This is a genomic window from Sphingosinicella microcystinivorans (genome assembly GCF_027941835.1).
In the GTDB taxonomy this organism is placed as follows: domain Bacteria; phylum Pseudomonadota; class Alphaproteobacteria; order Sphingomonadales; family Sphingomonadaceae; genus Sphingosinicella.
The window spans coordinates 1,517,893-1,544,759 of sequence record NZ_CP116005.1; the positions used below are offsets into that span (position 1 = coordinate 1,517,893).

At 69.4% G+C, this 26,867-nt stretch carries 29 protein-coding genes; 16 read left to right on the forward strand and 13 right to left on the reverse strand.

Annotated elements, in window-relative coordinates; genetic code table 11:
- The first annotated feature begins 1 nt into the window (after position 1).
- The 4 genes from PE061_RS07430 to PE061_RS07445 all read left to right on the forward strand — a co-directional run bounded on the left by PE061_RS07430 (position 2) and on the right by PE061_RS07445 (position 2,782).
- Complete coding sequence (locus PE061_RS07430) at positions 2-289, forward strand: proton-translocating transhydrogenase family protein (protein WP_271258463.1); 288 nt, start codon at positions 2-4, stop codon at positions 287-289.
- Positions 290-295: 6 nt separating this feature from the next.
- Entirely contained in the window at positions 296-1,711 is a 1,416-nt protein-coding gene (locus tag PE061_RS07435) for an NAD(P)(+) transhydrogenase (Re/Si-specific) subunit beta (RefSeq protein ID WP_271258464.1), read from the forward strand.
- 69 nt (positions 1,712-1,780) lie between these two features.
- Positions 1,781-2,311 (forward strand): superoxide dismutase family protein, encoded by a 531-nt coding sequence (locus PE061_RS07440; RefSeq protein ID WP_271258465.1) that lies wholly within the window; start codon positions 1,781-1,783, stop codon positions 2,309-2,311.
- A 60-nt stretch (positions 2,312-2,371) separates the two neighbouring features.
- The gene (locus tag PE061_RS07445) at positions 2,372-2,782 is read left to right on the forward strand and encodes a DUF4112 domain-containing protein (protein WP_271259150.1); all 411 of its coding nucleotides are present in this window, start codon (positions 2,372-2,374) and stop codon (positions 2,780-2,782) included.
- Here the strand turns inward: PE061_RS07445 and PE061_RS07450 are convergent.
- The 9 genes from PE061_RS07450 to PE061_RS07490 form a co-directional block, all read right to left on the reverse strand.
- Positions 2,763-3,470 carry a ribonuclease T2 family protein gene (locus PE061_RS07450; RefSeq protein ID WP_271258466.1) on the reverse strand — a complete coding sequence of 236 codons (708 nt, stop codon included), beginning with the start codon at positions 3,468-3,470 and terminating at the stop codon, positions 2,763-2,765. The two genes, PE061_RS07445 and PE061_RS07450, sit on opposite strands and share 20 nt — an antisense overlap.
- A complete protein-coding gene (gene nadC, locus PE061_RS07455) occupies positions 3,457-4,302 on the reverse strand; it encodes a carboxylating nicotinate-nucleotide diphosphorylase (protein ID WP_271258467.1) in 846 nt (281 codons plus the stop codon). Before nadC ends, PE061_RS07450 begins: the two co-directional genes overlap by 14 nt.
- The gene (locus tag PE061_RS07460; protein ID WP_271258468.1) at positions 4,299-6,410 is read right to left on the reverse strand and encodes a prolyl oligopeptidase family serine peptidase; all 2,112 of its coding nucleotides are present in this window, start codon (positions 6,408-6,410) and stop codon (positions 4,299-4,301) included. The genes nadC and PE061_RS07460 overlap by 4 nt, the downstream gene beginning before the upstream one ends.
- A 151-nt stretch (positions 6,411-6,561) precedes the next feature.
- Complete coding sequence (nadA, locus tag PE061_RS07465) at positions 6,562-7,566, reverse strand: quinolinate synthase NadA (RefSeq protein WP_271258469.1); 1,005 nt, start codon at positions 7,564-7,566, stop codon at positions 6,562-6,564.
- Between the two features lie 12 nt (positions 7,567-7,578).
- Entirely contained in the window at positions 7,579-8,187 is a 609-nt protein-coding gene (locus tag PE061_RS07470; protein WP_271258470.1) for a DUF4230 domain-containing protein, read from the reverse strand.
- Positions 8,184-9,068, reverse strand: coding sequence for an MBL fold metallo-hydrolase (locus tag PE061_RS07475; protein ID WP_420794377.1), 885 nt, complete (start codon positions 9,066-9,068; stop codon positions 8,184-8,186). The genes PE061_RS07470 and PE061_RS07475 overlap by 4 nt, the downstream gene beginning before the upstream one ends.
- Positions 9,069-9,120: 52 nt before the next feature.
- Positions 9,121-10,338, reverse strand: coding sequence for an acyl-CoA dehydrogenase family protein (locus tag PE061_RS07480; protein WP_271258472.1), 1,218 nt, complete (start codon positions 10,336-10,338; stop codon positions 9,121-9,123).
- Between the two features lie 12 nt (positions 10,339-10,350).
- A complete protein-coding gene (locus tag PE061_RS07485; protein WP_271258473.1) occupies positions 10,351-11,445 on the reverse strand; it encodes an acyl-CoA dehydrogenase family protein in 1,095 nt (364 codons plus the stop codon).
- A gap of 76 nt (positions 11,446-11,521) precedes the next feature.
- Positions 11,522-11,719: a DUF1192 domain-containing protein gene (locus tag PE061_RS07490; protein ID WP_271258474.1), complete on the reverse strand. Its 198-nt coding sequence runs from the start codon at positions 11,717-11,719 to the stop codon at positions 11,522-11,524.
- A 76-nt stretch (positions 11,720-11,795) separates the two neighbouring features.
- On the opposite strand from PE061_RS07490, the gene PE061_RS07495 reads away from it, so the two are divergent.
- Positions 11,796-12,818 carry an NAD(P)H-quinone oxidoreductase gene (locus PE061_RS07495; RefSeq protein WP_271258475.1) on the forward strand — a complete coding sequence of 341 codons (1,023 nt, stop codon included), beginning with the start codon at positions 11,796-11,798 and terminating at the stop codon, positions 12,816-12,818.
- Positions 12,796-13,416: a glutathione S-transferase family protein gene (locus PE061_RS07500; protein ID WP_271258476.1), complete on the forward strand. Its 621-nt coding sequence runs from the start codon at positions 12,796-12,798 to the stop codon at positions 13,414-13,416. Before PE061_RS07495 ends, PE061_RS07500 begins: the two co-directional genes overlap by 23 nt.
- A 54-nt stretch (positions 13,417-13,470) precedes the next feature.
- Here the strand turns inward: PE061_RS07500 and PE061_RS07505 are convergent, their stop codons facing one another.
- Entirely contained in the window at positions 13,471-13,767 is a 297-nt protein-coding gene (locus tag PE061_RS07505) for a HigA family addiction module antitoxin (RefSeq protein WP_271258477.1), read from the reverse strand.
- A gap of 19 nt (positions 13,768-13,786) precedes the next feature.
- Positions 13,787-14,062, reverse strand: a complete 276-nt coding sequence (locus PE061_RS07510; RefSeq protein ID WP_271258478.1) for a type II toxin-antitoxin system RelE/ParE family toxin — start codon at positions 14,060-14,062, stop codon at positions 13,787-13,789.
- A gap of 205 nt (positions 14,063-14,267) precedes the next feature.
- On the opposite strand from PE061_RS07510, the gene PE061_RS07515 reads away from it, so the two are divergent.
- The 8 genes from PE061_RS07515 (at position 14,268) to PE061_RS07550 (ending at position 21,544) form a co-directional block, all read left to right on the forward strand.
- Positions 14,268-15,119, forward strand: a complete 852-nt coding sequence (locus tag PE061_RS07515; RefSeq protein WP_271259151.1) for a UDP-2,3-diacylglucosamine diphosphatase — start codon at positions 14,268-14,270, stop codon at positions 15,117-15,119.
- 49 nt (positions 15,120-15,168) lie between these two features.
- Positions 15,169-16,188, forward strand: coding sequence for a glycosyltransferase family 4 protein (locus PE061_RS07520; RefSeq protein ID WP_271258479.1), 1,020 nt, complete (start codon positions 15,169-15,171; stop codon positions 16,186-16,188).
- Positions 16,189-16,293: 105 nt separating this feature from the next.
- Positions 16,294-16,920 carry a DUF1013 domain-containing protein gene (locus PE061_RS07525; RefSeq protein WP_271259152.1) on the forward strand — a complete coding sequence of 209 codons (627 nt, stop codon included), beginning with the start codon at positions 16,294-16,296 and terminating at the stop codon, positions 16,918-16,920.
- Between the two features lie 51 nt (positions 16,921-16,971).
- Entirely contained in the window at positions 16,972-18,090 is a 1,119-nt protein-coding gene (locus tag PE061_RS07530) for an MBL fold metallo-hydrolase (protein WP_271258480.1), read from the forward strand.
- Entirely contained in the window at positions 18,080-18,766 is a 687-nt protein-coding gene (locus tag PE061_RS07535) for an HAD-IA family hydrolase (protein ID WP_271258481.1), read from the forward strand. The genes PE061_RS07530 and PE061_RS07535 overlap by 11 nt, the downstream gene beginning before the upstream one ends.
- A 29-nt stretch (positions 18,767-18,795) precedes the next feature.
- Positions 18,796-20,487 carry a long-chain-fatty-acid--CoA ligase gene (locus tag PE061_RS07540; RefSeq protein ID WP_271258482.1) on the forward strand — a complete coding sequence of 564 codons (1,692 nt, stop codon included), beginning with the start codon at positions 18,796-18,798 and terminating at the stop codon, positions 20,485-20,487.
- Positions 20,488-20,498: 11 nt separating this feature from the next.
- The gene (gene maiA, locus PE061_RS07545; protein WP_271258483.1) at positions 20,499-21,140 is read left to right on the forward strand and encodes a maleylacetoacetate isomerase; all 642 of its coding nucleotides are present in this window, start codon (positions 20,499-20,501) and stop codon (positions 21,138-21,140) included.
- A gap of 2 nt (positions 21,141-21,142) precedes the next feature.
- Complete coding sequence (locus tag PE061_RS07550; RefSeq protein WP_271258484.1) at positions 21,143-21,544, forward strand: EVE domain-containing protein; 402 nt, start codon at positions 21,143-21,145, stop codon at positions 21,542-21,544.
- Between the two features lie 141 nt (positions 21,545-21,685).
- On the opposite strand, the gene PE061_RS07555 is transcribed toward PE061_RS07550, so the two are convergent.
- Complete coding sequence (locus PE061_RS07555; protein WP_271258485.1) at positions 21,686-23,119, reverse strand: amidohydrolase; 1,434 nt, start codon at positions 23,117-23,119, stop codon at positions 21,686-21,688.
- A gap of 94 nt (positions 23,120-23,213) precedes the next feature.
- Between PE061_RS07555 and PE061_RS07560 the strand changes: the two genes are divergently transcribed.
- Both PE061_RS07560 and PE061_RS07565 read left to right on the forward strand, forming a co-directional pair.
- A complete protein-coding gene (locus PE061_RS07560; RefSeq protein WP_271258486.1) occupies positions 23,214-24,218 on the forward strand; it encodes a threonine aldolase family protein in 1,005 nt (334 codons plus the stop codon).
- A complete protein-coding gene (locus tag PE061_RS07565; RefSeq protein ID WP_271258487.1) occupies positions 24,215-25,150 on the forward strand; it encodes a DMT family transporter in 936 nt (311 codons plus the stop codon). Before PE061_RS07560 ends, PE061_RS07565 begins: the two co-directional genes overlap by 4 nt.
- On the opposite strand, the gene PE061_RS07570 is transcribed toward PE061_RS07565, so the two are convergent.
- Positions 25,147-26,811 carry an MFS transporter gene (locus PE061_RS07570; RefSeq protein WP_271258488.1) on the reverse strand — a complete coding sequence of 555 codons (1,665 nt, stop codon included), beginning with the start codon at positions 26,809-26,811 and terminating at the stop codon, positions 25,147-25,149. The genes PE061_RS07565 and PE061_RS07570 overlap by 4 nt on opposite strands.
- Between the last annotated feature and the right edge of the window lie 56 nt (positions 26,812-26,867).

Here is a 26,867-nt window from a genome sequence, read left to right on the forward strand (position 1 = left end):
CATGGACTTCATCTCGATCCTGTCGATCTTCGTGCTGGCGTGCTTCGTCGGCTACTACGTGGTCTGGTCCGTCACCCCGGCGCTGCACACGCCGCTGATGGCGGTGACGAACGCGATCTCGTCCGTCATCATCGTCGGCGCGCTCATCGCGAGCCTGTCCGCCGGTTCGGGCGTCGCCAAGTGGCTCGGCCTCGTCGCGGTGGCGCTCGCCAGCGTCAACATCTTCGGCGGCTTCGCGGTCACGCAGCGGATGCTCGCCATGTACAAGAAAAAAGAGAAGAAGGGCTAAGCACCGATGGAACACGCCGTCGCTGCGCTCCCGGCCTGGGCGCTTCTCGCCTACCTCGTTTCCGGGGTCCTCTTCATCCTCGCCCTTCGGGGCCTGTCCTCGCCCGAGACGAGCCGCGCGGGCAACCGCAACGGCATGATCGGCATGGGCATTGCCGTCGCCACGACGCTCGCCACGCACGAGATCGCCTCGCTGCCGGAGATCGCGGCCGCGATCATCCTCGGCGGCGGCATCGGCTTCGTCGTCGCGCGGCGCATCGCCATGACGGCGATGCCGCAGCTCGTCGCGGCGTTCCACAGCCTCGTCGGCATGGCTGCGGTGCTGGTGGCGGCGGCGGCGTTCCTCAACCCGCAGGCATTCGGAATCGCGGGCGCGGACGGCGAGATCTTCGCGGTCAGCCGCATCGAGATGGGGCTCGGCATCGCCATCGGCGCGATCACCTTTTCAGGCTCCGTCATCGCGTTCCTGAAGCTGAACGGCAACATGTCGGGCGCGCCGATCCTGCTGCCGCTCCGGCACGTCATCAACCTCGGCACGCTCGCGGCCATCCTCGGCCTCGTCGCCTATTTCGTCACCGACCAGAGCCCGTGGGTGTTCTGGATGGTGACGGGCCTCAGCTTCCTCATCGGCTTCCTGCTCATCATTCCGATCGGCGGCGCGGACATGCCGGTCGTCGTCTCGATGCTGAACAGCTACTCGGGCTGGGCGGCGGCGGCGATGGGCTTCACGCTGCAGAACACGGCGATGATCATCACCGGCGCGCTCGTGGGCTCCTCGGGCGCGATCCTCAGCTACATCATGTGCCGCGCGATGAACCGCAGCTTCATCAGCGTCATCGCGGGCGGCTTCGGCGCCGAAGCCGGTCCGGCAGGTGCTACCGCCGCCATCGACCGGCCGTGGAAGCGCGGCTCCGCCGAGGACGCGGCGTTCCTGATGCAGAACGCCGAAAAGGTCATCATCGTGCCGGGCTACGGCATGGCGGTGGCACAGGCGCAGCACGTGCTGCGCGAGATGGGTGACAAGCTGAAGGCGCACGGCGTCGACGTGCGCTATGCGATCCACCCTGTCGCGGGCCGTATGCCGGGGCACATGAACGTGCTGCTCGCCGAGGCGAACGTGCCTTATGACGAGGTGTTCGAGCTGGAGGACATCAACACCGATTTCGGGCAGGCCGATGTCGCCTTCGTGATCGGCGCCAACGACGTCACCAATCCGGCGGCGAAGACCGACAAGTCCTCGCCGATCTACGGTATGCCGGTGCTCGACGTCGAGAAGGCGAAGACCGTGCTGTTCATCAAGCGCTCGATGGGCGGCGTCGGCTACGCCGGCGTCGACAACGAGCTGTTCTACCGCGACAACACCATGATGCTCCTCGCCGACGCCAAGAAGATGGTCGAGGAAATCGTCAAGACAATGGATTGAGGTTGCACGCGAAACCTTAAGCGCTAGCGTGCGTTGACCTGCCGGACCGTTTCAGGGGACAGATCAGCCATGCGTGTTTCGCCGACCGCCATTCCGTTCGCCGCCCTGCTCGCCGCCGCGTGCGCGGGCAAGGCCGAGGAGCCCGCCGCCGCGCCCGCCGCGCCGCCGCCCGCTGCCTACGCGCAGCTTCTCGACAAGGACGGCGCCACCAAGGGGCGCGCCGTGCTCAGCGAGGCGAAGGGCGGCGTCGATGTCGGGCTCGTGCTGGAAGGCTGGTCGCCCGGCACCTATGCGTTCCACGTCCACGGCATCGGCCTGTGCACGCCGCCGGACTTCACGTCCGCAGGCCCCCACTTCAACCCGACCAACCAGAAGCACGGCCACCACAAGGGCGACCTGCCGAACGTCACGGTGGGCGCCGACGGCACCGCGCGCATCGAGGCCCGCATCGAAGGCGCGACGCTCTACAGCGGCGAAACGCCGATCCTCGATACCGACGGCGCGGCCGTGGTCGTCCACGCCCAGCCCGACGACGGCGTCACCGATCCGGCCGGAAATGCAGGCGCCCGCCTTGCATGTGGAGCGGTCGTCACCAAATAGCGCAGCCACAGGCTTTGGAGGCTGAAGGTGAGCGTCAACCCGCGTGCGTTCGAAGAGGTCATGTCCCGCGCCGGGTTCGACTCGCGCGATCCGCACGCCGTGCGGGCGCGCGTCGAGGCGCTGGAGGCGCTGCTCGAACGGTCGATCACGATCCCGGGTATCAACTACAAGATCGGTCTCGACGCCGTGCTCGGCCTCGTGCCGGTCGGCGGCGACATCATCGCCGGGCTGATGTCCGCCTACATCATCTGGGAAGCGCGCAACCTCGGCATGTCGCGCTGGAGCCTCGCGCGCATGGCGGGGAACACGTTGTTCGACACCGCGATCGGCTTCGTGCCGCTGCTCGGCGACGCGATGGACGTCGTGTTCCGCTCGAACACGCGCAACCTCCGCATCATCAGGAAGCACCTCGACCGGCACCACCCGAAGACGGCGGTGCTGGAAGGCACGATCACCCGCCGCGCCAGATGAGCACGCGCGCGCCGTCATCCGCGCCCGGCGCGCGGCAGGCTGCGTAGTTGTAGTCGAGGTCCATGCACAGGCGCACCTCGGTGAGCCAGCCGCGGTTGTTCCGGGCGACGGCGATGGCTTCGGACGGCAGGCTGATATTGGCCTTCACGAACGCCTCGCGCACCATGCCGGCGGTCAGCGTCTCGCCGCGGAGCCGGCGGAGGTCGGGCCGCTTCACGCCGTCCCACAGCGACTTCGCGGCGCCGAAATAGGCCTCCGCGCTCGAAAAGGCGCATGTGCCGTGCGCGGCCCACTGGTGCTGCATCAATTGGGCCGAGGGCATCATGCAATAGTGCTGGCGGACGAGCGCCTCGCCCACGGGCGGCGCGACCGTGCAGGCGCGGGGCGATGCGCCCGCCGCGCTGTCCACCCAGAGACCGTGCAGGATGAAGTCGAAGTCGTTGTCCGCGCACTGGCCCGCGTGGGCGGACGCGTCCTTGCGGAAGCGGCAGAATTCCGGCGACCACGACAGTGCGAGCACATAGGCGGCGGCGGGCGCGTCGGGTTTCGTGTCCGGCAGGCTCGCGGCGCGCGGCAGATCGAGTTTCGCGGGGATGTTGCATTCCGCCGTCGCGGTTCCGGTGGAATCGCCAGCCGATCCGCAGGCGGCGAGGCAGAGCGCGACGAGCAGGCGCTCAGGCGCTCGCAAGGTCGAGCCCGATGTCGGCGGCGGGCGCGGACTGCGTGATCCGGCCGACCGAGACGTAGGTGACGCCGGTTTCGGCGATGCCGCGGATGGTGTCGAGGTTGACGCCGCCCGAGGCCTCGATCGGCACGCGGCCCGCGACCAGCGCGACCGCCGCGCTGATGTCCGGCACGCTCATGTTGTCGAGCAGCAGGTGCGTCGCGCCCGCCGCGAGGCCGGGCTCGATCTGGTCGAGCCGGTCGACCTCCAGGATGATGCTGGCGATGCCCGCGTCCCGCGCGCGGCGGACGGCTTCGGCGACGCCGCCGGCGACGGCGACGTGGTTGTCCTTGATCATCGCGGCGTCCCACAGGCCCATGCGGTGGTTCTGCGCGCCGCCCATGCGCACCGCGTATTTTTCGAGGACGCGCAGGCCGGGGATGGTCTTGCGCGTGTCGAGCAGGATCGCGCCCGTGCCCGCGATGGCGTCGACGTAGCGGCGCGTGAGCGTCGCGATGCCGGAGAGGTGCTGGACGGTGTTGAGCGCCGAGCGTTCGGCGGTGAGCATGGCGCGGGCAAGGCCGGAGAGGCGCATCAGGTCCGTGCCCGCGGCGACGCGGTCGCCGTCTGCGGCCAGCATCTCGACCCGCACGTCCGGGTCGAGCGCGCGGAAGAAGGCGGCGGCGATGTCGAGGCCGGCGACGACGATGGCGTCGCGGCTGTCCATGACGCCGTTGAAGCGCGCATCGGCCGGGATCACGGCGGCGGAGGTGATGTCGCCCGCATCGCCGAGGTCCTCGGCCAGTGCCGCGCGCACGAAGGCGTCCGTGTCGAAGCCTGCGATACCCATGCTCATTTCCCCATCAGTTCCCGCCGCGCGAAGCTCAGCATCAGCGCGGCGCGGTAGGCGTGCCCGGCGGCGTTGGCGGTGCCGGCGTGGCCGCCTTCGATGTTTTCAAAGTAGTCGAAGAGATGGCCTTGCGCGGCGAGGCGAGCTGCAAACTTCCGGGCGTGGCCGGGGTGGACGCGGTCGTCCTTCGTCGAGGTGTAGATGATGACGGGCGGGTAGGCCGCGCCCGCGCGGAGGTTCCGGTAAGGCGAATACTTCGCGATGAAGGCGCGGTCCTCGGGTACGTCGGGATTGCCGTACTCGCCCATCCACGACGCGCCCGCGAGCAGCCTGTGGTAGCGCAGCATGTCGGCGAGCGGCACGCCCATGATGACGGCGTCGAAGAGGTCCGGCCGCTGCGTCATGGCGACGCCTACCAGCATCCCGCCCTGCGAGCGGCCCGACACGCCGAGCTTCGACGTGAGGCCGGAGCGCTTCAGGTCCTCGGCGACGGCGTAGAGATCGTCGAAGCTGTTCTGCCGCTTCTCGCGCAGCGCCGCCTCGTGCCACGCCGGGCCGTACTCGCCGCCGCCGCGGATGTTGGCGATGACGAAGCTGCCGCCGTCCTTCAGCCAGAACAGCCCGCCGGGGCCGATCTGGTAGGGGTTCTTGGTGAGGTAGGTCGGCTTCTGCGCGCTGCGGAAGCCGCCGTAGGCGTGCATGATCGTCGGCAGCGGACCCGTCGCGCCCTCCGGGCGCACGACGAAATAGGGGATGCGCGTGCCGTCCTTCGAGGTCGCGAACCGCTGCGCGACGCGGATCGCGGCGGGGTCGAAGAAGGCGCGGAGCGCGGCGACCCGCGACGGGGCGACGCCGTCCCGCACCGCCATCAGCGTCTCGGGGTTCGCGAACGTCTCGACCGTGTAGAAGGCCGTGTCGCTGCTGCCGGCGCCGCCGCCTGCCGCGGCGAGCGTCACGGCGCTGTTCGGCGGCACGGGCACGGTTTCGGCGGTCCAGCCGGTCGCGGAAGGCGTCAGCGCGATCAGCCGCCCGGCGACGTCCTCCAGCAGCGACACGTAGAGGCGGCCGCTGCCCGCCGCGACGGCCTCGATCGCCTGTCTGCCGGAAGGCACGTAGACCTGCTGGACCGCCGCCGTGCGCCCGACCGCGAGCGTCGCCGCGTCATAGGCGACGAGCGAGCCCGCGGCATAACGCTTGCCGCCGTAGGTCCAGTCCTTGTGCAGCAGCGCGACGACGCGGCTGCCGAGCATGTCCTCGATCGTCGCCGTATCCGGAAGCGGCGAACGGATCATCGTGCCGTCGAGGTTCAGGTGGAACACCTCGGCGGTCCAGAAGTCGCGATGGCGCGTGATGCGCGGCCACATGCGGCCCTCGCCCGCGCCGGCGCTCGCGTCCATGCCCATGTCGGCCCTCTTGCCCTCGGCGAGCAGCGCGGCCTCCGCCATCGGCGTGCCGCGCCGCCACAGGCGGACCTGACGCGGATAGCCGGACTCGGTGACGTCGCCGCCGTGCGCGGTGGCGATCATCAGCCGGTCGAGATCGACCCACGCGACATCCCCCTTCGCCTGCGGCGTCTCGAAGCCGCCGTCGACGAAGACGCCCGCCTCCATGTCGAACTCGCGGTAGACGAGCGCGTCCGAGCCGCCGTCGGAGAGCCCGACCATGCACCGGGCGTAGGCGGGGGCGAGACACACGGCGCCCTTCCATACCCATGTCCGGCCGTCCGCCTTCGACATGGCGTCGAGGTCGATGAGCGTGCGCCACTCCGGCTTTCCGGCGGCGAAGGCGTCGAGGTCGGCGACGCGCCACAGGCCCTGCGGGTTCTTGGCGTCGGTCCAGAGGTTCGTCACCTTGTCGCCGAGGATGGCCTCGGGCACGGCGATGCGGCTGTCGTCCTCGAGGATCGCCTGCATTTCGGTCTGGAGCGCCTTGAACGCCGGGCTCGCCGTCAGCAGGCGTTTTTCGGTGGCGGCATTCCATGCGCGCACCTGATCGAGCGCACGCGCGCCTTCGACCTCTTCGAGCCAGAGGTTGGGGTCCGGATCATCGGCCGCGTGCGCGGCGGGTGCAGTCGCCAGAGTGAAAGCCGCCATCAACAGGGTGGAAAAACGCATAGCCTCGGTTCGTCCCCAAGACGTTTGTTGCCGGACCCATCAAGTGAAACGGATTCAATGCGGGGTCAATCGGTTGACGATCGGGAGGCGGGACATACTCTCATCGTCATACCGGCGCAGGCCGGTATGACGAGTGGGGGCGGGGGCGGCGTCAGTCGCCGGTGACGCGGACGCTCGAAATGTCGCCCTGCCCGACCGTCGAGGAGGCCATCGCCAGCATCCGTTCGAGCGGCTTCAGCGCTTTCACGCGGGTCTCCTCGTCGAGCACGATCTCGGGCTTGAGATCGCGGAGCGCGAGGTAGAGCTTTTCGAGCGTGTTGAGCGCCATGAACGGGCAGTTGTTGCACGAGCAGTTCCCGTCCGCGCCGGGCGCGCCGATGAAGGTCTTGTGCGGCGCGGCCTTTTCCATCTGGTGGATGATGTGCGGCTCGGTGACGACGATGATGGTGTCCGCCGGGCTTTCGAGCGCGAACTTGAGGATCGCGCTCGTCGAGCCGACGAGATCGGCGTGGTCGAGGATGTTGCCGGGGCATTCGGGGTGCGCGGCGACCGGCGCGTCGGGGTGCTGCGCCTTCAGCTTCAGCAGCTCCTTCTCGCTGAACGCCTCGTGCACGATGCAGGCGCCCGGCCACAGCAGCATGTCGCGCCCGAACTTGCGGGAGAGGTAGCCGCCGAGGTGGCGGTCCGGCCCGAAGATGATCTTCTGCTCGGGCGGAAGCTGGCTGATGATCTTCTCGGCCGACGACGAGGTGACGATGATGTCGGAGAGCGCCTTCACCGCCGCCGAGCAGTTGATGTACGTGAGTGCGATGTGGTTCGGGTTCGCCTCGCGGAAGCGCTTGAACTGCTCGGGCGGGCAACTGTCTTCAAGGCTGCACCCGGCGTCCATGTCGGGCAGGATCACGGTCTTCTGCGGGGAAAGGATCTTCGCGGTCTCCGCCATGAAGCGCACGCCGCAGAAGGCGATGACGTCGGCGTCCGTATCGGCGGCCTTGCGCGACAGGTCGAGGCTGTCGCCGACGAAGTCGGCGATGTCCTGGATCGCGGCCTCCTGATAGTAATGCGCGAGGATCACGGCGTTGCGTTCCCGCTTCAGCCGGTCGATCTCGCTTAGCAGGTCCCTGCCCTTCGGCAATTCAGCGCGGCGTGCGTCCATTTTTCGATGCTCCTAAAGTCCGTAGCCGCTCTCGTCCGGGAAACGGACGATGACGCGGGCGTCGATTCCGGCCGCCTTCAGCGGCAGCGCGATGCCGCGCTCGACGGCGCTGCGCGCCGAGCGGCGCGCAAGCTCCCTCAGGAGCGCGGTGTCGGCCTCCTTGAGCACGGCGGTCCTGATCTTGCCGCGGTTGGCGGCGTCGATGACCTCCTCGGCGTTGCCGAGCGCCATCAGGATCGTGCCGCCGCCGTACTCGCGGATGTTCGCCATGTCGACCTGCGGCTCGTCGATCTCGATGTCGGGAAGCCGCACGGTCATGACGCGCGCGTCCGCGTCCCACGCGATGTCGTCGCGGCCGAGCTTCGAATAGTCGATGTCGTAGCGGACGGTGGCGGGGACGATCAGCGTCTTTTCCGCCGACAGGCCGAGCTTCTGGACGCGCGTCGTCACCGCAACGGTGAAACGCCCGGCGAACACGGTGAGCCTGTTCTGCGCGCGGATGGTATCGAGGCTGGCGGCGGCGACCGACTGCGCGTCGGCCGGTTTCTCGGCGCGGCCGACGAACCATACGGCGAGGGCGCCGATGATGAGCCCGGCGAGGAGCGTCAGGACGGTCTTCACGCGGCCTTCTCCCAGAGGTCTCCGGCCGCGCTGACCACGCCGCGCGTCTCGAGGTCGATGAGGTGGGCGAGCACCGAGCGGCCCGCCGCCGGGTGCAGGCGGGGATCGACGGCGGCGTACATGCTCGCGACGAGGTCGGGGATCGCCTTCGGCCCGGAGTCGAGCAGGCGCAGGATCTGCCCCTCGCGCTGGCGGCGATGCGCGATGTAGCCGCGCACCAGCCGCTGCGGCTCGGTGACGGGCTCGCCGTGCGTCGGGTAGTAGATGCGGTCGTCGCGGCCTTGCAGCAGCTTCAGGCTGTTCATGTAGTCGCGCATGTCGCCGTCCGGCGGGGTCACGACGCTCGTCGACCAGCCCATCACGTGGTCGCCGGTGAACAGCGCCTTCTCCTCGTGGAGCGCGAAGCAGAGGTGGTTCGAGGTGTGGCCGGGGGTGTGCACCGCCTCCAGCGTCCAGCCGCCGTCCGCCCACGCGCCGCCGGGGACGACCGCGCCGTGCGCGAGCACCGCGTCGGGCGCGTAGGTGGTGTCGAAGGCGGCGTCGGTGCGCGGGCCGTCGTCCTCCAGCGCCAGCGGCGCGCAGCCGAGCACGCGCGCGCCGGTTTCCGCCTTCAGCCGCACGGCGAGCGGGCTGTGGTCGCGGTGCGTGTGGGTGACGAAGATGTGGCTGATCGTCTCGCCCTTCGTGGCGGCGAGGATCGCGTCCAGATGGTCGCCCTCGTCGGGGCCGGGGTCGATCACCGCGACCTTGCCGTTCCCGACGATGTAGGTGCCCGTGCCGAGGAAGGTGAACGGACTCGGGTTCCGCGCCAGCACGCGGCGGACGAGCGGCGACACGCGCTCGCTGGCGCCGTAGGGCGCGGCGTCGATGGCAGCCTTCATGTCCATGTGCCCCATGTGGCAGCGGGAGGGGCCGCTGCCAAGGGCGGGCGTGCTACAACGGCACGATCTCGTTGAACGGCGTGTCCTTGTCCGGCCTGAGGTCGCCCGGCAGGCCGAGCACGCGCTCGGCGATGATGTTGCGCAAGATCTCGTCCGTGCCGCCCGCGATGCGGAGGCCCGCCGACCACATGTAGGCGCCTTGCAGGCGCCCAAGGTCGCCGTCCTTCGCGCCCGCCGCGAAGCCTTCGCCTTCGGCGAGGTCGAGCGCGAAGGCAGCCATGTCCTGCATGGTCCTGGCGACGACGACCTTGGCGATGGATTGCTCCGGCCCCGGCGCCTTACCCTGCGACAGCGCGGACAGCGCGCGCATCTGCGTGAGCTTCACGCCCTCGTCGGCGATGTAGCTGTCGGCGATGCGCCCACGCACGTCCATGCGCTCGATCGCCGGGCCCTGCCCGGTGTCGATGCCTCTCGCGAGGTCCATCAGCGTGCGCCAGCCGGGGGCGCTCTGCGGCTTGCCGCCGACGGCGAGGCGCTCGTTCATCAGCGTGGTGAGCGCGGCCTTCCAGCCGTCCCCCACCGCGCCCAGCCGCCATGCGTCGGGCACGCGCACGCCGTCGAAGAACACCTCGTTGAAATCGGCGCTGCCCGACATCTGCCTCAGCGGCCGCGCCTCGACGCCGGGGGCGTGCATGTCCACGATGAACATGGTGAGGCCCTTGTGCTTGGGCGCGGCGGGATCGGTGCGCGTGACGATGATGCCGTAATCGGAAAGGTGCGCGAAGGTCGTCCACACCTTCTGGCCGGTGATGATCCAGTCGTCGCCGTCGCGTACCGCCTTGGTGCGGATGCCCGCGAGGTCGGAGCCGGCGACGGGCTCGGAGAAGAGCTGGCACCAGACCTCGCTGCCGTCGAGAGCCTTCGGCACGAAGCGTTCGATCACCTCCTTCGTGCCGTGCGTGAACACGGTGGGGATGCACATGCCGAGGCCGATCGAATAGAGGCCGGTGGGCGCGGCGGAGCGGCCTTCCTCCTGCCCGAAGATGATGGCGTTCATCGGCCCGAGGCCCTGCCCGCCGAACGCCTTCGGCCATGTGAGGCCCGCGTAGCCCGCCTCGTACTTCTTCTTCTGCCAGCTCTTCTGGCGGGCGACGTACTCGTCCTGCGATTTCGGCTCGGCGAGGCCCTCGTAGGCCCTGGTGGCCTCGGCGATCCACGCGCGGGCTCTGTTGCGGTATTCGGCTTCCTGCGGAGTGTCGTTGAAATCCATGTCTCGTCTCCCTCAGGCCGCGGCGCGGTTGCGCTGCTCGAGCGCGCGCACCAGCCGGTCCGCCCAGAACGCGCGGTTGCCGAGCGCGGCGGAAATCTGCCGGGCGCGGCGGTAGTAGAACTGGCAGTCCGACTCCCACGTGAAGCCGATGCCGCCGTGAAGCTGCACGTTTTCCTCGGCGGCGAAGCGCACCGCGTCGAGGCTCGCGGCGCGCGCGGCGGCGGCGGCGTGGCGAAGCTCGTCCGCGTCCGCCGCGAAGGCCCATGCGCCGTAGAGCGCGTGCGCGCGGGCGAGCTCCAGCTTGATGTACATGTCGGCGCACTTGTGCTTGACGCCCTGATAGCGGCCAATGCGCTGGCCGAAGGCGACGCGGTCCTTCGCGTAGGCGACCGCCGTCTCCATCGCCGCCCCGGCGGTGCCGATCGCCTCGAAGGCGAGGATCACGGCGGCGCGGTCGAGGAAGCGCTGGTAGTCGGCGGGCGTGCCGAGCGGCTCGGCGGGGGTGCCGGAAAGCGTGATCGTGCCGTGCTTGCGGACGAGGTCGAGCGTCGCGGCGGGGGCGACGGCGGCGTCCTTCAGGTCGACGAGCCAGAGCGCCGGGCCGTCCTCTCCTGCGGCGGTCACGACCGCGAGGCTGGCCGCGAGCGCATCGGCGACCGGCGACTTGGCGCCGGTGAGCCTGCCGCCCTCGGCGCGCGTCGCGGGCATGGCCGCGGGCGAATTCGCGCCTTCGCCCCACGCGTGGCAGGCGATGGTGCTGCCGTCCGCGATGCCGGGCAGGTGCTTTGCCTGCTGGGCCTCGCTGCCGGCGAGTAGCAGCGCTTCCGTGGCAAGCAGCGTCGAGAGGAACGGCACGGGCGCGAGGCTGCGGCCGAATTCCTCGGCGAGCACGCAGCTTTCCTCGGGCGACAGGCCGACGCCGCCGTGCGCCTCCGGCACGCGCGCGGCGGTGAGGCCGAGGTCGACGACCTGCCGCCACAGCGCCGCGTCGTAGGGCGCGTCCGACTCCATGATGCGCCGCGCCGCCTCCGGCCCCGCGTGCGCTGCCAGCATACGCCGGGCGGACTCGCTGAGCGCCTTGGCGTCGTCCGAGAAATCGAAGTTCAAGACACCCTCCCGCAATGTTTGCACGAAGCATGTGCCGCAGAGGCCGCGCGCGCATCCCGTGACTTGTGAGAGGCGGCTATTTCCGGGCGAAAAGCGCCTCTGCGGCGGACTTGACGCTGCCGGCCTCGGCAAGGTGCGCGCGCGTCCGCCCGATCTCGGCCTCGAGCGCGGCGATGCGCGCCCCGAGTTCGTCCTGCGACAGCGGCCCGAGATCCTGCCGCGTGAGCGCGGTCAGCGGATCGTCTTTCGTTTTCGGCAGAAAATCGTCGTCCATAAGGTTAACCGGTATCTGGAGTGGCCGCGCAATCTGCGCTAGAGGGGCGCCGCGAACAAGGGGGAGGGGTGACGTCATGGCCGGGTTTCCAGTGGACATGATCGCGATAGACCCCGAAGGCCCCGGCGGGCCCGAGGTCCTCGTCCCCGTCCGCCGCCCGGTGCCCGCGCCGAAGGACGGCGAGGTGCTGGTGAAGGTCGCCGCCGCGGGCGTGAACCGGCCGGACGTGCTGCAACGCCTCGGCCTCTATCCGATGCCGCCCGGCGCGCCCTCGATCCCGGGCCTCGAGATCGCGGGCGAGATCGTCGCGGCGGGCAGCGGCGCGGGGCGCTGGCAGGTCGGCCAGCAGGTCTGTGCGCTCGTCGCGGGCGGCGGCTACGCGCAGTATTGCACGGTGCCCGAAGGCCAGTGCCTGCCGGTGCCCGAGGGGCTTTCGCTCGTGGAGGCGGCGAGCCTTCCCGAGACCTATTTCACCGTCTGGTCGAACCTCTTCGAGCGCGGCTACGGCGCGCCGGGCGAGACGGCGCTCATCCACGGCGGCACAAGCGGCATCGGCGTCACCGCGATCCTGCTCTGCAAGGCGTTCGGGCTGACCTCGATCGTCACCTGCGGCAGCGCGGAGAAATGCGCGGCGGCGCTGGCGCTCGGCGCCGATCACGCGATCGACTACAAGGCGCAGGATTTCGTCGACGAAGTGACGGCGATCACCGGCGGGCGCGGCGTCAACCTCGTGCTCGACATGGTGGGCGGAGACTATCTCGCGCGCAACGTCAAATGCCTCGGCGAAAGCGGGCGGCACGTCTCCATCGCGTTCCAGCGCGGGATGACGGGCGAGCTCGATCTCGGCGCGGTGATGCGCAAGGGGCTGATCCTGACCGGCTCGATGCTGCGTCCGCGCAGCGTCGAATACAAGTCGCTGCTCGCCGACAGCCTTGCCGCCGATGTCTGGCCGCTGTTCGCGAGCGGCGGCCTCAAGGCCGTCGTCGACCGCGTGTTCCCGCTGGAGGCCGCGGCGGACGCGCATCGCTACCTCGAATCCGGCGCGCATGTCGGCAAGGTGGTTCTGGAGATTCCGCATGGACAGGCTGACGCTGCATGAAGACCCGGTTTCGGGGAACTGCTACAAGATCCGCCTGACCGCGGCGCATCTCGGCTTTCCGCTGGAAAGAAAACTCTACGACATCCGCAAGGGCGAGACGCGCACGCCGGATTATCTCGCGACCGTGAACGCGAACGGCCGGGTGCCGGTGCTCCAGGTCGGCGAGCGATATTTGCCGGAATCGAACGCGGCGATCTTCTGGCTCGCCAAGGGGTCGGCGCTGATCCCCGCGGACCGCTGGGACGAGGCGGACATGCTGCGCTGGATGTTCTGGGAACAGTACAACCACGAGCCGAACATCGCGACGCTGCGCTTCTGGCTCGCCTATGTCGGGCGTGAGAACCTGCCGGACGCGCAGCGCGCGCAGATCGACGGCAAGCGCGCGGCCGGCGAGGCGGCGCTGAAGCTCATGGACGCGCACCTGACGCACCGCCAATGGTTCGTCGGGAACAGCCTAAGCCTCGCCGACATCGCGCTCTATGCCTACACGCACGTCTGCGAGGAAGGCGGCGCGTTCGACCTTGCCGCCTATCCGCGCGTACAGGGCTGGCTCGCGCGTGTCGCCGGGCTGCCGGGGCATATCCGGATCGAGTCCTGAAAACCGCCCGGCTGCGCGTTGCACGGATCGCTTGCGCTGCGATCCCGGCAGGCGTCAGGCCGCCAGTGTCGGAATGCGCTCGATCTCCGCGGCGATTGCCTCACCTTCGACGGCAAGATCATAGGCGGCCTGCATACGAAGCCAGAAGCCTCCGCCGTTCCCGAGCAGCTTGCCGAGCCGCAATGCAGTGTGCGGTGTGATCGGCTGACGTTCGCCGAGGATATCGTACAGCGTCGGCCGCGAAATACCGAGGAGCGACGCGATCTCCGTTTTCGACTTGCCCAGTGCGGGGAGCACGTCTTCGCGCAGGATTTCGCCGGGGTGCGTGGGACGAAGCCCCTTCATCGGCATGGCTGAACCTCCTTTCAGGTCAATGATAGTCTTCGATATCGACATCTACGGCGTCGGTGCCGTCGAAGCCGAATGTGATCCGGTAGTTTCCGCTCGCGTCGACCGCATATCGCCTGGGCTTCCCCTGCAAGCCATGAAACCGATAGCCGGGCAGGTTCATTTCCTCCGGTGTGACCGCGGCCTCGAGCGCTGCAAGAATGCGCCTGACCCGGTCTGTATTCGCAACCGGCAGTTTCGAGGCGTTCCCCTCCTCCGCAAATCTGCGGAGCGGTTTGCTGCGGTAACTCCTGATCATACGGGAATGTAAGCTATCACCTTACATGTTGCAAACGATTTGTAAGGTGTTGGCTTACAAAGACGCCATCGCCAAGGGTGGATTCCAGGGCTTGATTCCGGCGCGACTCGCGCAAAACCTTCATAATTCGGCCCGCAAAGCGTAACGCAAAGGCGCGATACGCTGGCGCGCAAGCAGCAGTCCGCCAGTGGAGGTCGACTTGAACATGTCTGCGCCGGACGACTTCGCCGAACGCGTCGCATCGCTTCGGCCGAGCGAGCCCGAGGTGCGGAGGAGCGACCGCCGCCGTTACCGCACGATCTGGATTTCGGACGTGCACCTCGGCACGCGCGGCTGCAACGCCGACCTGCTCATCGACTTCCTCGACAGCGTCGATTCCGACACGCTCTACCTCGTCGGCGACATCATCGACGGCTGGCGGCTGAAGAAGAGCTGGTACTGGCCCGCCAAGCACAACGACATCGTCTGGCGCCTGCTGAAGCGCGCCAAGCGCGGCACGCGCGTCATCTACATTCCGGGCAACCACGACGAGGTGTTCCGCCAGTTCACGGGCCTCAGCTTCGGCGGCGTCGAGATTCGCTCGAAGGCGATCCACGAGACGGCGGACGGCCGCCGCCTGCTCGTGCTGCACGGCGACGAGTTCGACGCCGTGGTGCTCTACGCGCGCTGGCTCGCGTTCCTCGGCGACGCCGCCTACGAAATGATGATGAAGCTGAACACGCTCGTCAACAAGGTGCGCGCGCGCTTCGGGATGCCCTACTGGTCGCTTTCCAAGCACGCCAAGCACAAGGTGAAGAACGCGGTGGAGTTCATCAGCCGCTTCGAGGAGGCGGTGGCGAAGGCCGCCGGCGACCGTCGGCTCGACGGCGTCGTCTGCGGCCACATCCACACGGCGGAGACGCGGCAGTTCGGCGACGTCGTCTACTACAACGACGGCGACTGGGTGGAAGGCTGCACCGCGCTCGTCGAGCACTTCACGGGCGAGATGGAGATCCTGCACTGGGCCGACGAGGTGAACGGGCGCGTGCTTCCGCTCGTGCAGGCGGACGCGGCTTGAACCGGGTGGAGCGGATGCGGCGCGGGCGCACGACCGCGATACGGGCCCAATGCGCATAGCCATCGTCACCGACGCGTGGGAGCCGCAGGTGAACGGCGTCGTGCGCACGCTCCAGATGGTGCGCGGCGAGCTGGAGCGCGCCGGGCATGACGTGCTGGTGCTTTCGCCCGATGCGTGGCCGTCGCTGCCCTGCCCCGGCTACGGCGAAATCCGGCTGGCGTTCGCTACGTCCGGGCAGGTCGGGCGGCGTCTCGGCGCGTTCGCTCCCGATGCCATCCATGTCGCCACGGAAGGCCCGCTCGGGCTCGCCGCGCGGCGCTGGTGCCTGCGCGCGCGCTTTCCGTTCACGACCGCCTATCATACGCATTTCCCGGACTACGTGTCGGCGCGCACCGGCCTTCCGGCGGCGTGGTTCTGGCGGTACGAGCGCTGGTTCCACGGCCCCGCTGCGAGCGTGCTCGCCGCGACGCCGAGCCTTCGGGAGCAGCTTGCCGCGCAGGGCATCGGCCCCACCATGCCGTTCGGGCGCGGCGTCGATCTTGCGAACTTCTCGGCGGACAGCCCGCCGCATGCCGCCTATGCGGCGCTGCCGCGGCCCATCCAGCTCTATGTCGGGCGCGTCGCGGTGGAGAAGAACATCGAGGCGTTCCTCGCCACCCGCCATCCGGGGACGCGCGTCGTCGTGGGGGACGGCCCGGCGCGAAAGCCGCTCGAACGGCGGTTCCCGGACGTGATCTTCCTCGGCGCCCTCAAGGGCGCGGCGCTCGCCGCCGCCTATGCGGGCGCGGACGTGTTCGTGTTCCCCAGCCGCACCGACACGTTCGGCATGGTGCTGATCGAGGCGCTCGCCTCCGGCCTGCCGGTGGCGGCGTATCCGGTGCAGGGGCCGATCGACATCGTGACGCCGGAGACGGGCTGCCTCGACGAGGACCTCGGCGCGGCCATCGCCGGGGCGCTCGGAAAGGATCGTGCAGCGTGCGCCGCCTATGGGCGGAGTTTCAGCTGGGAACGCGCCGCCGCCGAGTTCCGGCGCGCGCTCGTGCCGCTAAATCCCTTGATCGCGGCCTGAGGCGTGCCTATAGTTCCGACGTACCGGCCGCCCCCCAAAGGGCGGCCCTTTTCATTCGCTCTTTCGGGAAAAGGCGCATCCGTCATGGCCCAGAACTACCCGCTGATGCCGCACGCGACCGCCGCCTGGCTGGTCGACAACACCGCGCTCACCTTTTCGCAGATCGCCGATTTCTGCGGGCTGCACGTGCTCGAGGTGCAGGCGATCGCCGACGAGACGGCGTCCGCGCGGCACATCCCGCGCGATCCGGTGCGCGCCGGCGACCTGACGCAGGCCGAGCTCGACAAGGGGCAGGCCGACCCTTCCCACCGCCTCGTCCTCCAGAAGGGGCCGGAGCAGCAGCGCCGCACCAAGGGGCCGCGCTACACGCCCGTGTCGAAGCGGCAGGACAAGCCGGACGGCATCGCGTGGATCGTGCGCAACCACCCGGAGATCACCGACGCGCAGATCTCGCGCATCATCGGCACGACCAAGACGACGATCTCGGCGATCCGCGACAAGACGCACTGGAACATCCAGAACATCACGCCGAAGGACCCGGTGACGCTCGGCCTCTGCTCGCAGCGCGAGCTCGATGCGCTCGTCGCGCTCGCCGCGAAGAAGGCGGGCATCGAGCGCGTCGACGTGACCTTCGACCACGACCGCGACGAGCTTCTGGAAGAGCTCCGCAAGGAACGCGCCGAGGCCGCCCGCGCCGCGCAGGACGCGCTGGACGAAGCCGATCAGGACTGACGTTTCCGTGAGGTCGATGCGGCGTGCCGCGGGGCCTAAGCCGGTGCGGTCATGACGACAGGCACCACAGGCGGCACCGCTGCCGGCTCCATCGGCGACGCATCGCTCGCGGACCACGCGTTCCCGCCCGACGAAGGCGAGGAGCGGCGCGGGCTGTTCTATCCGCTCGGCCGCTGGGTGCCGCCCGCGGGCAAGCTGCACGAGGTCGCGCCGGGCGTGTTCTGGCTGCGGATGCCGCTGCCGATGAGCCTCGACCACATCAACCTCTGGGTGCTGGACGACGGGGACGGCTGGGCGATCGTCGACACGGGGCTCAACACCGCGGACGGCAAGGCGGTGTGGCGCGCCCTGCTCGCCGGTCCGCTCGCGGGGAAACCGGTCCGCCGCGTCATCGTCACGCACTACCATCCCGACCATCTCGGGCTCGCCGGCTGGCTCACCTACAAGACCGGCGCGCCGCTGGTGATGGCGCGCACCGAATATCTGATGGCGCGGATGCTGGCGCTCGACGTCGCGGAGGCGCCGCCGGAGCAGGTGATGGATTTCTACCGCGCTGCGGGCTGGCCGGAGGCGTCGCTGGAGGCGCTGCGCACGCGCGGCTGGGGCCGCTTCGCGAGCGCGGTGTCGCGCCTGCCCCCGAGCTTCCTGCGCCTTGCCGAGGGCGACGTGCTGCGTATCGGCGGCCGGGCATGGCGGGTGGTCGTCGGGCGCGGCCATACGCCGGAACACGCCTGCCTCGTCACCGACGACGACGGGCTGATGCTGGCGGGCGACCAGGTGCTGCCGCGCATCACCTCCAACGTCTCGGTCTATCCGACCGAGCCCGAGGCCGATCCGCTCGGCGACTGGCTCGCCAGCATCGAGAAGCTGCGCGCGCTCGACCATGATCTCTACGTGCTCCCTGCGCACAACGAGCCGTTCCGGGGGCTGCACGCGCGCCTCAACCAGCTCGAGGCCGACCATCACCGCAAGCTCGACGCGCTGGAGGCGTTCGTCGCCGTCCCGAAGCGCGCCTACGACTGCTTCGAGGTGCTGTTCCGCCGCCCGATCGGCGACGACGAGATCATGATGGCGACCGGCGAGACGCTGGCGCACCTGCATTACCTCGAGCGGCGCGGCCGGGCCGTGCGCACGCGGACGGACGGCGTGGACTGGTATCGTGCGGCCTGAGGTGAAGGCGGTGCTCTGGGATTTCGGCGGGGTCATCACCTCGTCGCCGTTCGAGGCGTTCAACCGCTACGAGGCCGGGCGCGGGCTGCCGAAGGACACGATCCGGCGCGTCAACGCCGCGAACCCGGACGGCAACGCCTGGGCGCGGCTCGAACGCAGCGAGATCGACGCCGACGCCTTCAACGCGCTGTTCGCGGAGGAAGCAGCGGCGCTCGGGCACCGGATCGCGGGGCGCGACGTGCTGTCGCTGCTGGCGGGCGACATCCGCCCGGCGATGGTCGCGGCGCTCGACACGCTGAAGGCCGCGGGCCTCAGGATCGGCTGCATCACCAACAACGCCAAGGTCGGGCGCGGCGCGGGCATGGCCGCCGATGCCGAAAAGGCGGCCGCCGTCGCGGCGATCCTCGCGCGGTTCGAGTATGTCATCGAAAGCGCCAAGGTCGGCGTCCGCAAGCCCGATCCGCGCATCTACCGCATGATGTGCGACGCGCTCGGCGTGGCGCCGGAGGCCTGCGTCTACCTCGACGACCTCGGCATCAACTGCAAGCCCGCCGCCGCGATGGGCATGGCGGCGATCAAGGTGACGGACGAGCGCCAAGCGCTCGCCGACCTCGCACGGCTCACCGGCCTCCAATTCCCGGGATTTTCAGCGAAAGTTCAGACACGGGCGCTATAGTCGCGCAAAACGCATTGCGGGAGAGACGGATGCCGGGCGGCGCGGACTGGATGCAGACCTACGGACACCCCGTGCCGTGGGACCTCGCGCTGGAGCCGATGCCCGTGCACAGGCTGATCGAGGATGCCGCCGCGCGCGCGCCGGACGCCGCCTGCATCGACTTCCTCGGGCGCATCACCACCTATGCCGAGATCGCCGGGGCGGTGGACAAGGCCGCGCGCGGCTTCCAGATCCTCGGCGTGCGGCGCGGCATCAAGGTCGGGCTCTTCCTGCCGAACTGCCCGCAGTACGTGATCGCCTACTATGCGATCATGAAGGCGGGCGGCACGGCGGTGAACTTCTCGCCGCTCTACACGGCGGACGAGCTTCGCCACCAGGTGGAGGACAGCGAGACCGACATCATGGTCTGCCTCGACGTCGCGCAGCTCTACCCGACGATCGCCGAGGTGCTGGAAAGCTCGCGCCTGCGCTGCCTCGTCGTCGGCTCGCTCGCGGACGTGCTGCCCGCCGGCAAGGCGCTGCTCTACCGCATGTTCAAGCGCCGCGAGCGTTCGAAGGTGAAGGCGGACCTGCGGCACATCCGCTTCCCGAGCCTGCTGGAGAACGACGGGCTGGAGGACGCGCCCGAGATCGACGTCCACGGCGATATCGCGCTCCTGCAATACACCGGCGGCACCACGGGCACGCCGAAGGGTGCCGTGCTCACCCACGCCAACCTCTCGATCAACGCGCAGCAGGTGCAGGCGATCGACCCCGAGCCGGACGTCGAGGACCGCATCCTCGGCGCGCTGCCGCTGTTCCACGTGTTCGCGAACACCTGCGTGCTCAACCGCACGGTGCTGCGCGGCGGCGAGATGGTGCTGCTGCCGAAGTTCGAGCTGGGCCTTGCGCTGGAGACGATCCAGCGCCGCCGCATCACCGCGCTGCCCGGCGTGCCGACCATGTACCAGGCGTTCCTCGACAGCCCGAAGATCGCCAAGTTCGACCTCACCTCGATCCGCGCCTGCATCTCGGGCGGCGCGCCGATGCCCGCCGAGCTCAAGACCCGGTTCGAGGCGAAGACGCAGGCGAAGGTGGTGGAGGGCTACGGCCTCACCGAAAGCGCGGGCGTCGTCTCGGTGAACCCCTACGAGACGGGCGGCAAGCCCGGCTCCATCGGCCAGCCGATCCCCGGCACGCGCATCGTCATCGTCGACAAGGAGGACCCGTCGAAGCCCGCCCCGGACGGCGAGCCGGGCGAGATCACCGTGGCGGGTCCGCAGATCATGCGCGGCTACTGGAAGAAGGACGAGGCCACGAAGGAGGCCTTCATCGACGGGCGGCTGCGCACCGGGGACGTTGGCTACATCGACGCGGACGGCTACGTCTACGTCGTCGACCGGCTGAAGGACATGATCGTCGTCGGCGGCTTCAAGGCGTTTCCGAGCCAGCTCGAAGCCGTGCTCTACAAGAACGACGCGGTGAAGGAAGCCATCGTCATCGGCGTGCCCGACCCGTATCTCGGCGAGCGGCCGAAGGCGTTCGTGACGTTGCAGCCGGGCGCCGACGCGACGGAGAAGGCGCTGCTCGATTATCTGAACGCGCACGTCGGCAAGCACGAACGCGCCGTCGCCGTCGAGATTCGCGAAACCCTGCCCAAGACGATGATCGGCAAGCTTTCCAGAAAGGAACTGGTCGCCGAGGCGCGCGCCCGCTACGACGCGACACGACTGGCAAGCTGAAAAGGGCAAACATGTCGCGCACGCTCTACGGGTACTGGCGCTCGTCGGCGTCCTACCGGGTCCGCATCGCGCTGAACCTCAAGGGGCTCGACTACGAGAGCAAGGGCATCGACCTGCGCACGGGCGCGCAAGGCGGCGTCGGCTTCAAGCTGCTGAACCCGCAGGGCTTCGTGCCCTATTTCATCGACGGCGACGTCGGCCTCAACCAGAGCCTTGCGATCATCGAATACCTCGACGAGACCTGTCCCGAGCCGCCGCTCCTCGATCCCGATCCGGTGAAGCGCGCGCGCATCCGCGCCGCCGCGCAGATCATCGCGTGCGACATCCACCCGATCAACAACCTGCGCGTGCTGAAATACCTGAAAGCGAGCATGGGTCAGGCGCAGGAGGCGATCGACGACTGGTATCGCCACTGGGTGGGCGAAGGCTTCCAGCCGCTCGAGGAGATCGCCGAAGGGTCGGCCGGGCCGTACCTGTTCGGGGACCGGGTGACGCTCGCCGACGTCTGCCTCGCGCCGCAGATGTACAACGCGCGCCGCCTGCGCAGCGACCTTTCGCGCTTCCCCTCGCTCGTGGAGATCGACAAGGCCTTGATGACGCTGCCGGCATTTCTTAACGCTCGCCCCGAGGCGCAACCGGACGCGGATAGCTGAGCATGGCATACTGGCTGGTGAAGACCGAGCCCACCAAGTGGAGCTGGGACGATCAGGTGAAGGCGAAACGCACGCACTGGAACGGCGTGCGCAACGCGCAGGCGCTCGGCAACATGCGCGCGATGAAGAAAGGCGACCTCGTGTTCTTCTACCATTCGGTGGAGGGCAAGGAGATCGTCGGCATCACGAAGGTCGCGCGCGAGTTCTATCCCGATCCCGACGACGAGAAGTCCGGGCTCGTCGACCTCGAAGCGGTGAAGCCGCTGCGGACGCCGGTGACGCTTGCCGCGCTGAAGGCCGACGAGCGCCTGAAGGACCTCGCACTCATCCGCCAGTCGCGGCTTTCGGTGATGCCGATCGACGACAAGGCGTGGGGCATCATCTCGAAGATGGGCGGCATCTAATGCTCCTCTCCCGCTTGCGGGAGAGGATACGGAGCCTTGGCCGGAGGCCGCCGGCGAAGTTGGTGAGGGTGCTGCCCTCACCCTCCCACCGCTTCGCGGCGGGCCCCGCCCTCTCCCGCAGGCGGGAGAGGGAATGTTGCCCTACTTTCCCGGTGCGTTCCGGTAATCGAGCGGCGGGGTGCGGTCGCCGACGAGGGAGCGGTAGACGAATTCCGGGCCGCGGCGTTCCTCGAACTCGGCCTTTGCCGCCGCGATGAGTTCCGGCTTCTGGAACAGGTCGATCGCGGTCAGCGCCAGCACCTTCGCGGCGTTCTGCATCCCCTTCATGCCGATCGACATGCCGCCCGCGGCGACCGCCTGCCAGCTGTGCGCGGGCGTGCCGGGCACCCATGTCGCGGTGGAGAAGCCCGCCGTGGGCACCGTCCACGAGACGTCGCCGACGTCGGTCGAGCCCGCGCCGTGGTCCTCCTTCATGGGCTGCACGAGCGCGGCGTCCGCGAGCTTCGCCTTCGTCTGCCCGAGCGTCGGGATGATCTTCTGCGCGAACGCGGTTTCCTCGGGCGTGTAGAGGATGCCGCCGACTTCGCCGAGCTTCGCGTGGACGAGCGTTTGCAGCGTGCGGTTGGGGAGCAGCGGCAGCGCGCCGTGGATCACCTCGTAATCGACCGTGGTGCCGGTGCCCATCGCGGCGCCCTCGGCGGCCTTCACCAGCCGCTCGAACGTCTCGCGCACCACCTCCGCGTCCGGGTTGCGCACGTAGTAGAAGGATTCGGCGAAGTCCGGCACCACGTTCGGCGCGTTGCCGCCCGCCGTGATGATGTAGTGCATCCGCGATTCCTCGGGCATGTGCTCGTGCATCATGTTCGCCATCATGTTCATGGCCTCGACGCCGTCGAGCGCCGAGCGGCCGCGCTCCGGCGCACCCGCGGCGTGCGCCGAGATGCCGCGGAAGCGGAACTTGGCGGACTTGTTGCTGTTCGAGGTCGCGATGTCGGCGCTGTTCTCGCTCGCCGGATGCCAGTGCAGCGCGATGTCGACGTCGCCGAACAGGCCGTCCCGCACCATGTAGACCTTGCCCGCGCCGCCTTCCTCGGCGGGCGTGCCGTAGAAGCGGATCGTGCCCTTGGTGCCGGTCGCCTTCATCCAGTCCCTGACCGCGATGGCGGCGGAGGCGGAGGCGACGCCGAACAGGTGATGCCCGCAGCCGTGCCCGGCGGCGGCATCGGCGCGCACGGTCTTGGCGGGGTCGGCGGTCTGGCTGAGGCCGGGCAGCGCGTCGAACTCGCCGATGATGCCGATCACGGGACCCGTGCCGTTCGTCCACGTCGCCGTGAAAGCGGTGGGTGCGTTCGCGACGCCCGCCTTCACGTCGAAGCCTGCTTCCTTCAGCCGCCTTTGCAGCAGCGCCGACGAGCGCGTCTCCTGATAGCCCACCTCGGCAAAGCTCCAGATCGCCTTCGCGGCGGCTTCGTTGGCGGCGCGGTCGGCGTCGATGCGGGCGAGCGCGGTCTTGGTGTCGGCGGCGGCCGGCGCGGCGGACGCGAGCAGCGCGGCGGCAAGCATAAGTTTCAGCATGATTCCCCTTTTCGCTTGGTGGCGAGACCATAATCGACTGGCCGGGCAGCGCCAGTGTTGACCGGCGACACGGAGCGGCCTAGCCGCTCGCAGCATGTATTTCGTCTCCGACAACGCCGCCGCCGCCTGCCCCGAGGTGATCGAAGCCGTCCTCGCCGCCAACACCGGCGTCGAGGGCACATACGACGACGATACGCTGACGCGACGCCTCGACGGCGTGTTCGGCGATTTTTTCGGGCACGAATGCCGCGTGTTCGCCGTGGGGTCGGGAACGGCGGCGAACTGTCTCGGCCTTGCCGCGATGGTGCCGCCGTGGGGCGCGGTCGTCTGCCACCGCGAGGCGCACATCCAGGTCGACGAGGCGGGTGCGCCCGCGTTCTTCAGCGGCGGCGCGGCGCTGCTGCTCGCGGAAGGCGAAGCCGCGAAGCTGACGGTGGACGCCGTGCGCGCGGCGGTGGCCGGGATACGCGGCGACGTGCACCAGGTGGTCCCATCCGCGCTCTCGCTGACGCAGGCGACCGAGTACGGCTGCGTCTACACGCCCGAAGAGGTCGCGGCGCTCGGCGACGAGGCGAAACAGCGCGGGTGGCGCCTGCACATGGACGGCGCGCGCTTCGCGAACGCGCTCGTGCACCTCGGCTGCGCGCCCGCCGACATCACGTGGCGCGCGGGCGTCGACATGCTGAGCTTCGGCTTCATCAAGAACGGCGGCATGTCGGCGGAGGCGATCGTGGTGTTCGATCCCGCGCTCGCCGAGACGCTGCCGCATCGCAAGAAGCGCGCCGGGCAGATGCCCTCGAAGGGCCGCTATGCCGCCGCGCAGCTTCTCGCGATGATCGAAACCGGCGCGTGGGAACGCAACGCCCGCGCCGCGAACGCCGCCGCCGCCCGCATCGGCGCCGCGGCCGGCGGCAGGCTGATCCATCCCGTGCAGGCGAACGAAGCGTTCGTGCGCGCATCGCCGGAGGAGTCCGCGGCGCTGCGTGCGCAGGGCTTCGGCTTCTACGACTGGGCGGCGGGCGAGATCCGGCTGGTGACGGCGTGGGACACGCCGGAGGCGCACGTGCAGGCGCTCGCCGCCGCGCTCGCCGCGCTGTGACGGGGCCGACGCTCTCGCGCATCGTCCTGCCGTTCGCGGCGGTCACGCTGATCTGGGGCACGACCTGGTACGTGATCAAGACGCAGCTCGGCGTCGTGCCGCCGCAATGGTCGGTGACGTACCGGTTCATGACGGCAAGCCTGCTGATGTTCGCGGCCTGCCTCGTCATGCGGCGGAACCTGCGGTTCCCGCTTTCCGCGCACGGCTTCTTCCTCGCGCTCGGCCTGTTCCAGTTCGCGGGCAATTTCAATTTCGTCTACCAGGCGAGCCGCAGCATCACCTCGGGGCTCATCGCGGTCGTGTTCGCGCTGCTGGTGGTGCCGAACGCGCTGTTCGCGCGCCTGTTCCTGAAGCAGCCGATCAGCGGCCGTTTCCTGATCGGGGCGGCGCTCGGCATCGTCGGCGTCGCGCTGCTGTTCGAACGGGAATTGACGCAGACGGGGTGGAGCGGCGCGTTCATCACCGGCCTGATGCTCACCGGCTGCGCCGTCATCCTCGCCTCGGTTTCGAACGTCATGCAGGGGACCGCGCGCGCCCGCACCTACGACATGTTCGGGATGCTCGCCTTCGCGATGTTCTACGGCGCGCTCATCGACGCAGGGGTCGCGTGGGCGACGAGCGGTCCGCCGGTCGTCGCGTGGACGCCCCTCTATCTCGGCGGCGTCTTCTATCTCGCCGCCATCGCCTCGGCGCTGGCCTTCGTGCTCTATTTCAACGTCATCCGCATCGTCGGACCGGCGTGGGCGGCCTATTCGAGCGTGCTCATCCCGTTCATCGCCATGACGATCTCGACGCTGCTCGAAGGCTATCGCTGGACGCCGCTCGCGGCGCTCGGCGCGGTGCTGACGGTGTCCGGTCTCGTCATCGCCCTCAAGGCGCGCAGCGTGCCCGCGGGAACGGCCGCGGCGGGCGGCACCACGGGGCGCAGCTAGCCGGTCTGCGACGGGTCCGTGAGCGGCCCGGCGAGTTCGCGGGCGCTCGGCAGGCGGAGGTCGGGCGGCACGCCGGTCTGGCGCTCGACCATGCGGTGCACGCGCGGCGGCGCCTCGCCCTTGTGCAGCGCGCGCAGGCGATGGGTGTTGTCCGCGTCCGCATTCGTGCGCCGCTGGTTGTGGCGGATGTAATCGAGCCACGTCGGCACGTGGTAGCGCTCGACCCAGAGCTCGGGATCGCCGAGATCGCGCAGCAACGTCCAGTGCCGGGCGCCGTCGCGGATGCGGATGCGCCGCCGTTCGCTCATCACGGTGAGGAAGGTGCGGATGCTCGCCTCGGGAATGCGATACTCGATCGTCACCACGACCGGGCCGGTGCGGGGCTCCACGGGGACCGCCACTTCGGGCTCGGTCCAGCGCGCGATGGGATCGAGGTCGAGGTCCGTCACCTCGGGCAGCGGGCGCGCCCGGCCGATCAGCAGCCCGAGCAGCAGCAGCGCCGCCGAGACCATCAGCGAGGTGCGGACGTCCGCGATTCCGGCGAGCTCGCCGAACACCCAGCTGCCGATCGCCATGCCGCCGAACGCCCACATCTGGTAGAGCGCGAGCGCGCGCGCCACGACCCAGCGCGGCGCCGACATCTGCACCGTGACGTTGAACGTGGACAGCGCGAGCACCCACCCGCCGCCGGCGAGGAAAAGCCCGATCATGGTGAGCGGCATCGCCGGGCTGAACGCGGTGACAAGCGTTCCGGCGGAGATCACGGCGATGGCGATCCGCACGATCCATTCGCTCGAACGGGTGCGGCGCAGACGCCCGCTCGAAAGCGCGCCGCCGATCGCGCCGACGCCGAAGGCGCCGAGCAGCAGCCCGTAGGTGAAGGCGCTGCCGGAAATCAGGTGGCGGGCGACGATGGGCATCAGCGCGGGAACGGCGCTTGCCGCCATGCCGAACACCGCCGCGCGCATCAGCACGGCCCGCAGCGTCGGCGACATGGCGACGTAGCGGATGCCGGCGGACATGCCGTCGACGAGGCCCTCGCGCGGTAGCGTTTGCGGCGGGCGCTCGGGCCGCCAGCGGGCGAGCACGGTGATGAGGCCGATGTAGCTCACCGCGTTCACGGCGAAGGCCGCCGCCGCGCCCGCCGCCGCGACGATGGCGCCGCCGATCGCCGGGCCGAGGCTGCGCGCGGTGTTGAAGTTCATCGAGTTGTAGGCGACCGCGCCGGGAAGCGCGGCGCGCGGCACCATGTCGCCGACGGAGGCCTGCCACGCCGGGCCGTTCAGCGCCGTGCCGCAGCCGATGAGGAAGGTGAAGGTAAGCAGCAGCCACGGCGTGATGAGGCCCGCCCACGTGCAGACCGCAAGCCCCACGGACACGGCGAGCATGAAGCCCTGCGCCGTCAGCATCACCAGCCGCCGGTCGCGGTTGTCGGCGATGGCGCCGGCGGCGAGCGACAGCAGCATGATCGGCAGCGTCACCGACGATTGCACGAGCGCGACGAGTGCCGGCGAGGTGGTGAGCGTCGTCATCATCCACGACGCGCCGACCGACTGGATCATGCCGCCGAAATTGGAAACCATGCTGGCGATCCACACCGTCCGGTAGATGGGGACGGCGAAGGGTCGCGTGGCGGAAGGGTCGTCGAGGGTGTCGGGCATGGTCTGCGCCCGGCCACTATGGACGCCTGAAGCGTGTGCCGACAAGCCCGACAAAA

Coding starts and splice junctions, on each gene's coding strand:
- PE061_RS07430 (WP_271258463.1), top strand. CDS start 2: ATGGACTTCATCTCGATCCTGTCGATCTTCGTGCTGGCGTGCTTCGTC.
- PE061_RS07435 (WP_271258464.1), top strand. CDS start 296: ATGGAACACGCCGTCGCTGCGCTCCCGGCCTGGGCGCTTCTCGCCTAC.
- PE061_RS07440 (WP_271258465.1), top strand. CDS start 1,781: ATGCGTGTTTCGCCGACCGCCATTCCGTTCGCCGCCCTGCTCGCCGCC.
- PE061_RS07445 (WP_271259150.1), top strand. CDS start 2,372: ATGTCCCGCGCCGGGTTCGACTCGCGCGATCCGCACGCCGTGCGGGCG.
- nadC (WP_271258467.1), bottom strand. CDS start 4,302: ATGAGCATGGGTATCGCAGGCTTCGACACGGACGCCTTCGTGCGCGCG.
- PE061_RS07460 (WP_271258468.1), bottom strand. CDS start 6,410: ATGCGTTTTTCCACCCTGTTGATGGCGGCTTTCACTCTGGCGACTGCA.
- nadA (WP_271258469.1), bottom strand. CDS start 7,566: ATGGACGCACGCCGCGCTGAATTGCCGAAGGGCAGGGACCTGCTAAGC.
- PE061_RS07475 (WP_420794377.1), bottom strand. CDS start 9,068: ATGAAGGCTGCCATCGACGCCGCGCCCTACGGCGCCAGCGAGCGCGTG.
- PE061_RS07480 (WP_271258472.1), bottom strand. CDS start 10,338: ATGGATTTCAACGACACTCCGCAGGAAGCCGAATACCGCAACAGAGCC.
- PE061_RS07490 (WP_271258474.1), bottom strand. CDS start 11,719: ATGGACGACGATTTTCTGCCGAAAACGAAAGACGATCCGCTGACCGCG.
- PE061_RS07495 (WP_271258475.1), top strand. CDS start 11,796: ATGGCCGGGTTTCCAGTGGACATGATCGCGATAGACCCCGAAGGCCCC.
- PE061_RS07500 (WP_271258476.1), top strand. CDS start 12,796: ATGGACAGGCTGACGCTGCATGAAGACCCGGTTTCGGGGAACTGCTAC.
- PE061_RS07505 (WP_271258477.1), bottom strand. CDS start 13,767: ATGCCGATGAAGGGGCTTCGTCCCACGCACCCCGGCGAAATCCTGCGC.
- PE061_RS07510 (WP_271258478.1), bottom strand. CDS start 14,062: ATGATCAGGAGTTACCGCAGCAAACCGCTCCGCAGATTTGCGGAGGAG.
- PE061_RS07515 (WP_271259151.1), top strand. CDS start 14,268: ATGTCTGCGCCGGACGACTTCGCCGAACGCGTCGCATCGCTTCGGCCG.
- PE061_RS07520 (WP_271258479.1), top strand. CDS start 15,169: ATGCGCATAGCCATCGTCACCGACGCGTGGGAGCCGCAGGTGAACGGC.
- PE061_RS07525 (WP_271259152.1), top strand. CDS start 16,294: ATGCCGCACGCGACCGCCGCCTGGCTGGTCGACAACACCGCGCTCACC.
- PE061_RS07530 (WP_271258480.1), top strand. CDS start 16,972: ATGACGACAGGCACCACAGGCGGCACCGCTGCCGGCTCCATCGGCGAC.
- PE061_RS07540 (WP_271258482.1), top strand. CDS start 18,796: ATGCCGGGCGGCGCGGACTGGATGCAGACCTACGGACACCCCGTGCCG.
- maiA (WP_271258483.1), top strand. CDS start 20,499: ATGTCGCGCACGCTCTACGGGTACTGGCGCTCGTCGGCGTCCTACCGG.
- PE061_RS07550 (WP_271258484.1), top strand. CDS start 21,143: ATGGCATACTGGCTGGTGAAGACCGAGCCCACCAAGTGGAGCTGGGAC.
- PE061_RS07555 (WP_271258485.1), bottom strand. CDS start 23,119: ATGCTGAAACTTATGCTTGCCGCCGCGCTGCTCGCGTCCGCCGCGCCG.
- PE061_RS07560 (WP_271258486.1), top strand. CDS start 23,214: ATGTATTTCGTCTCCGACAACGCCGCCGCCGCCTGCCCCGAGGTGATC.
- PE061_RS07570 (WP_271258488.1), bottom strand. CDS start 26,811: ATGCCCGACACCCTCGACGACCCTTCCGCCACGCGACCCTTCGCCGTC.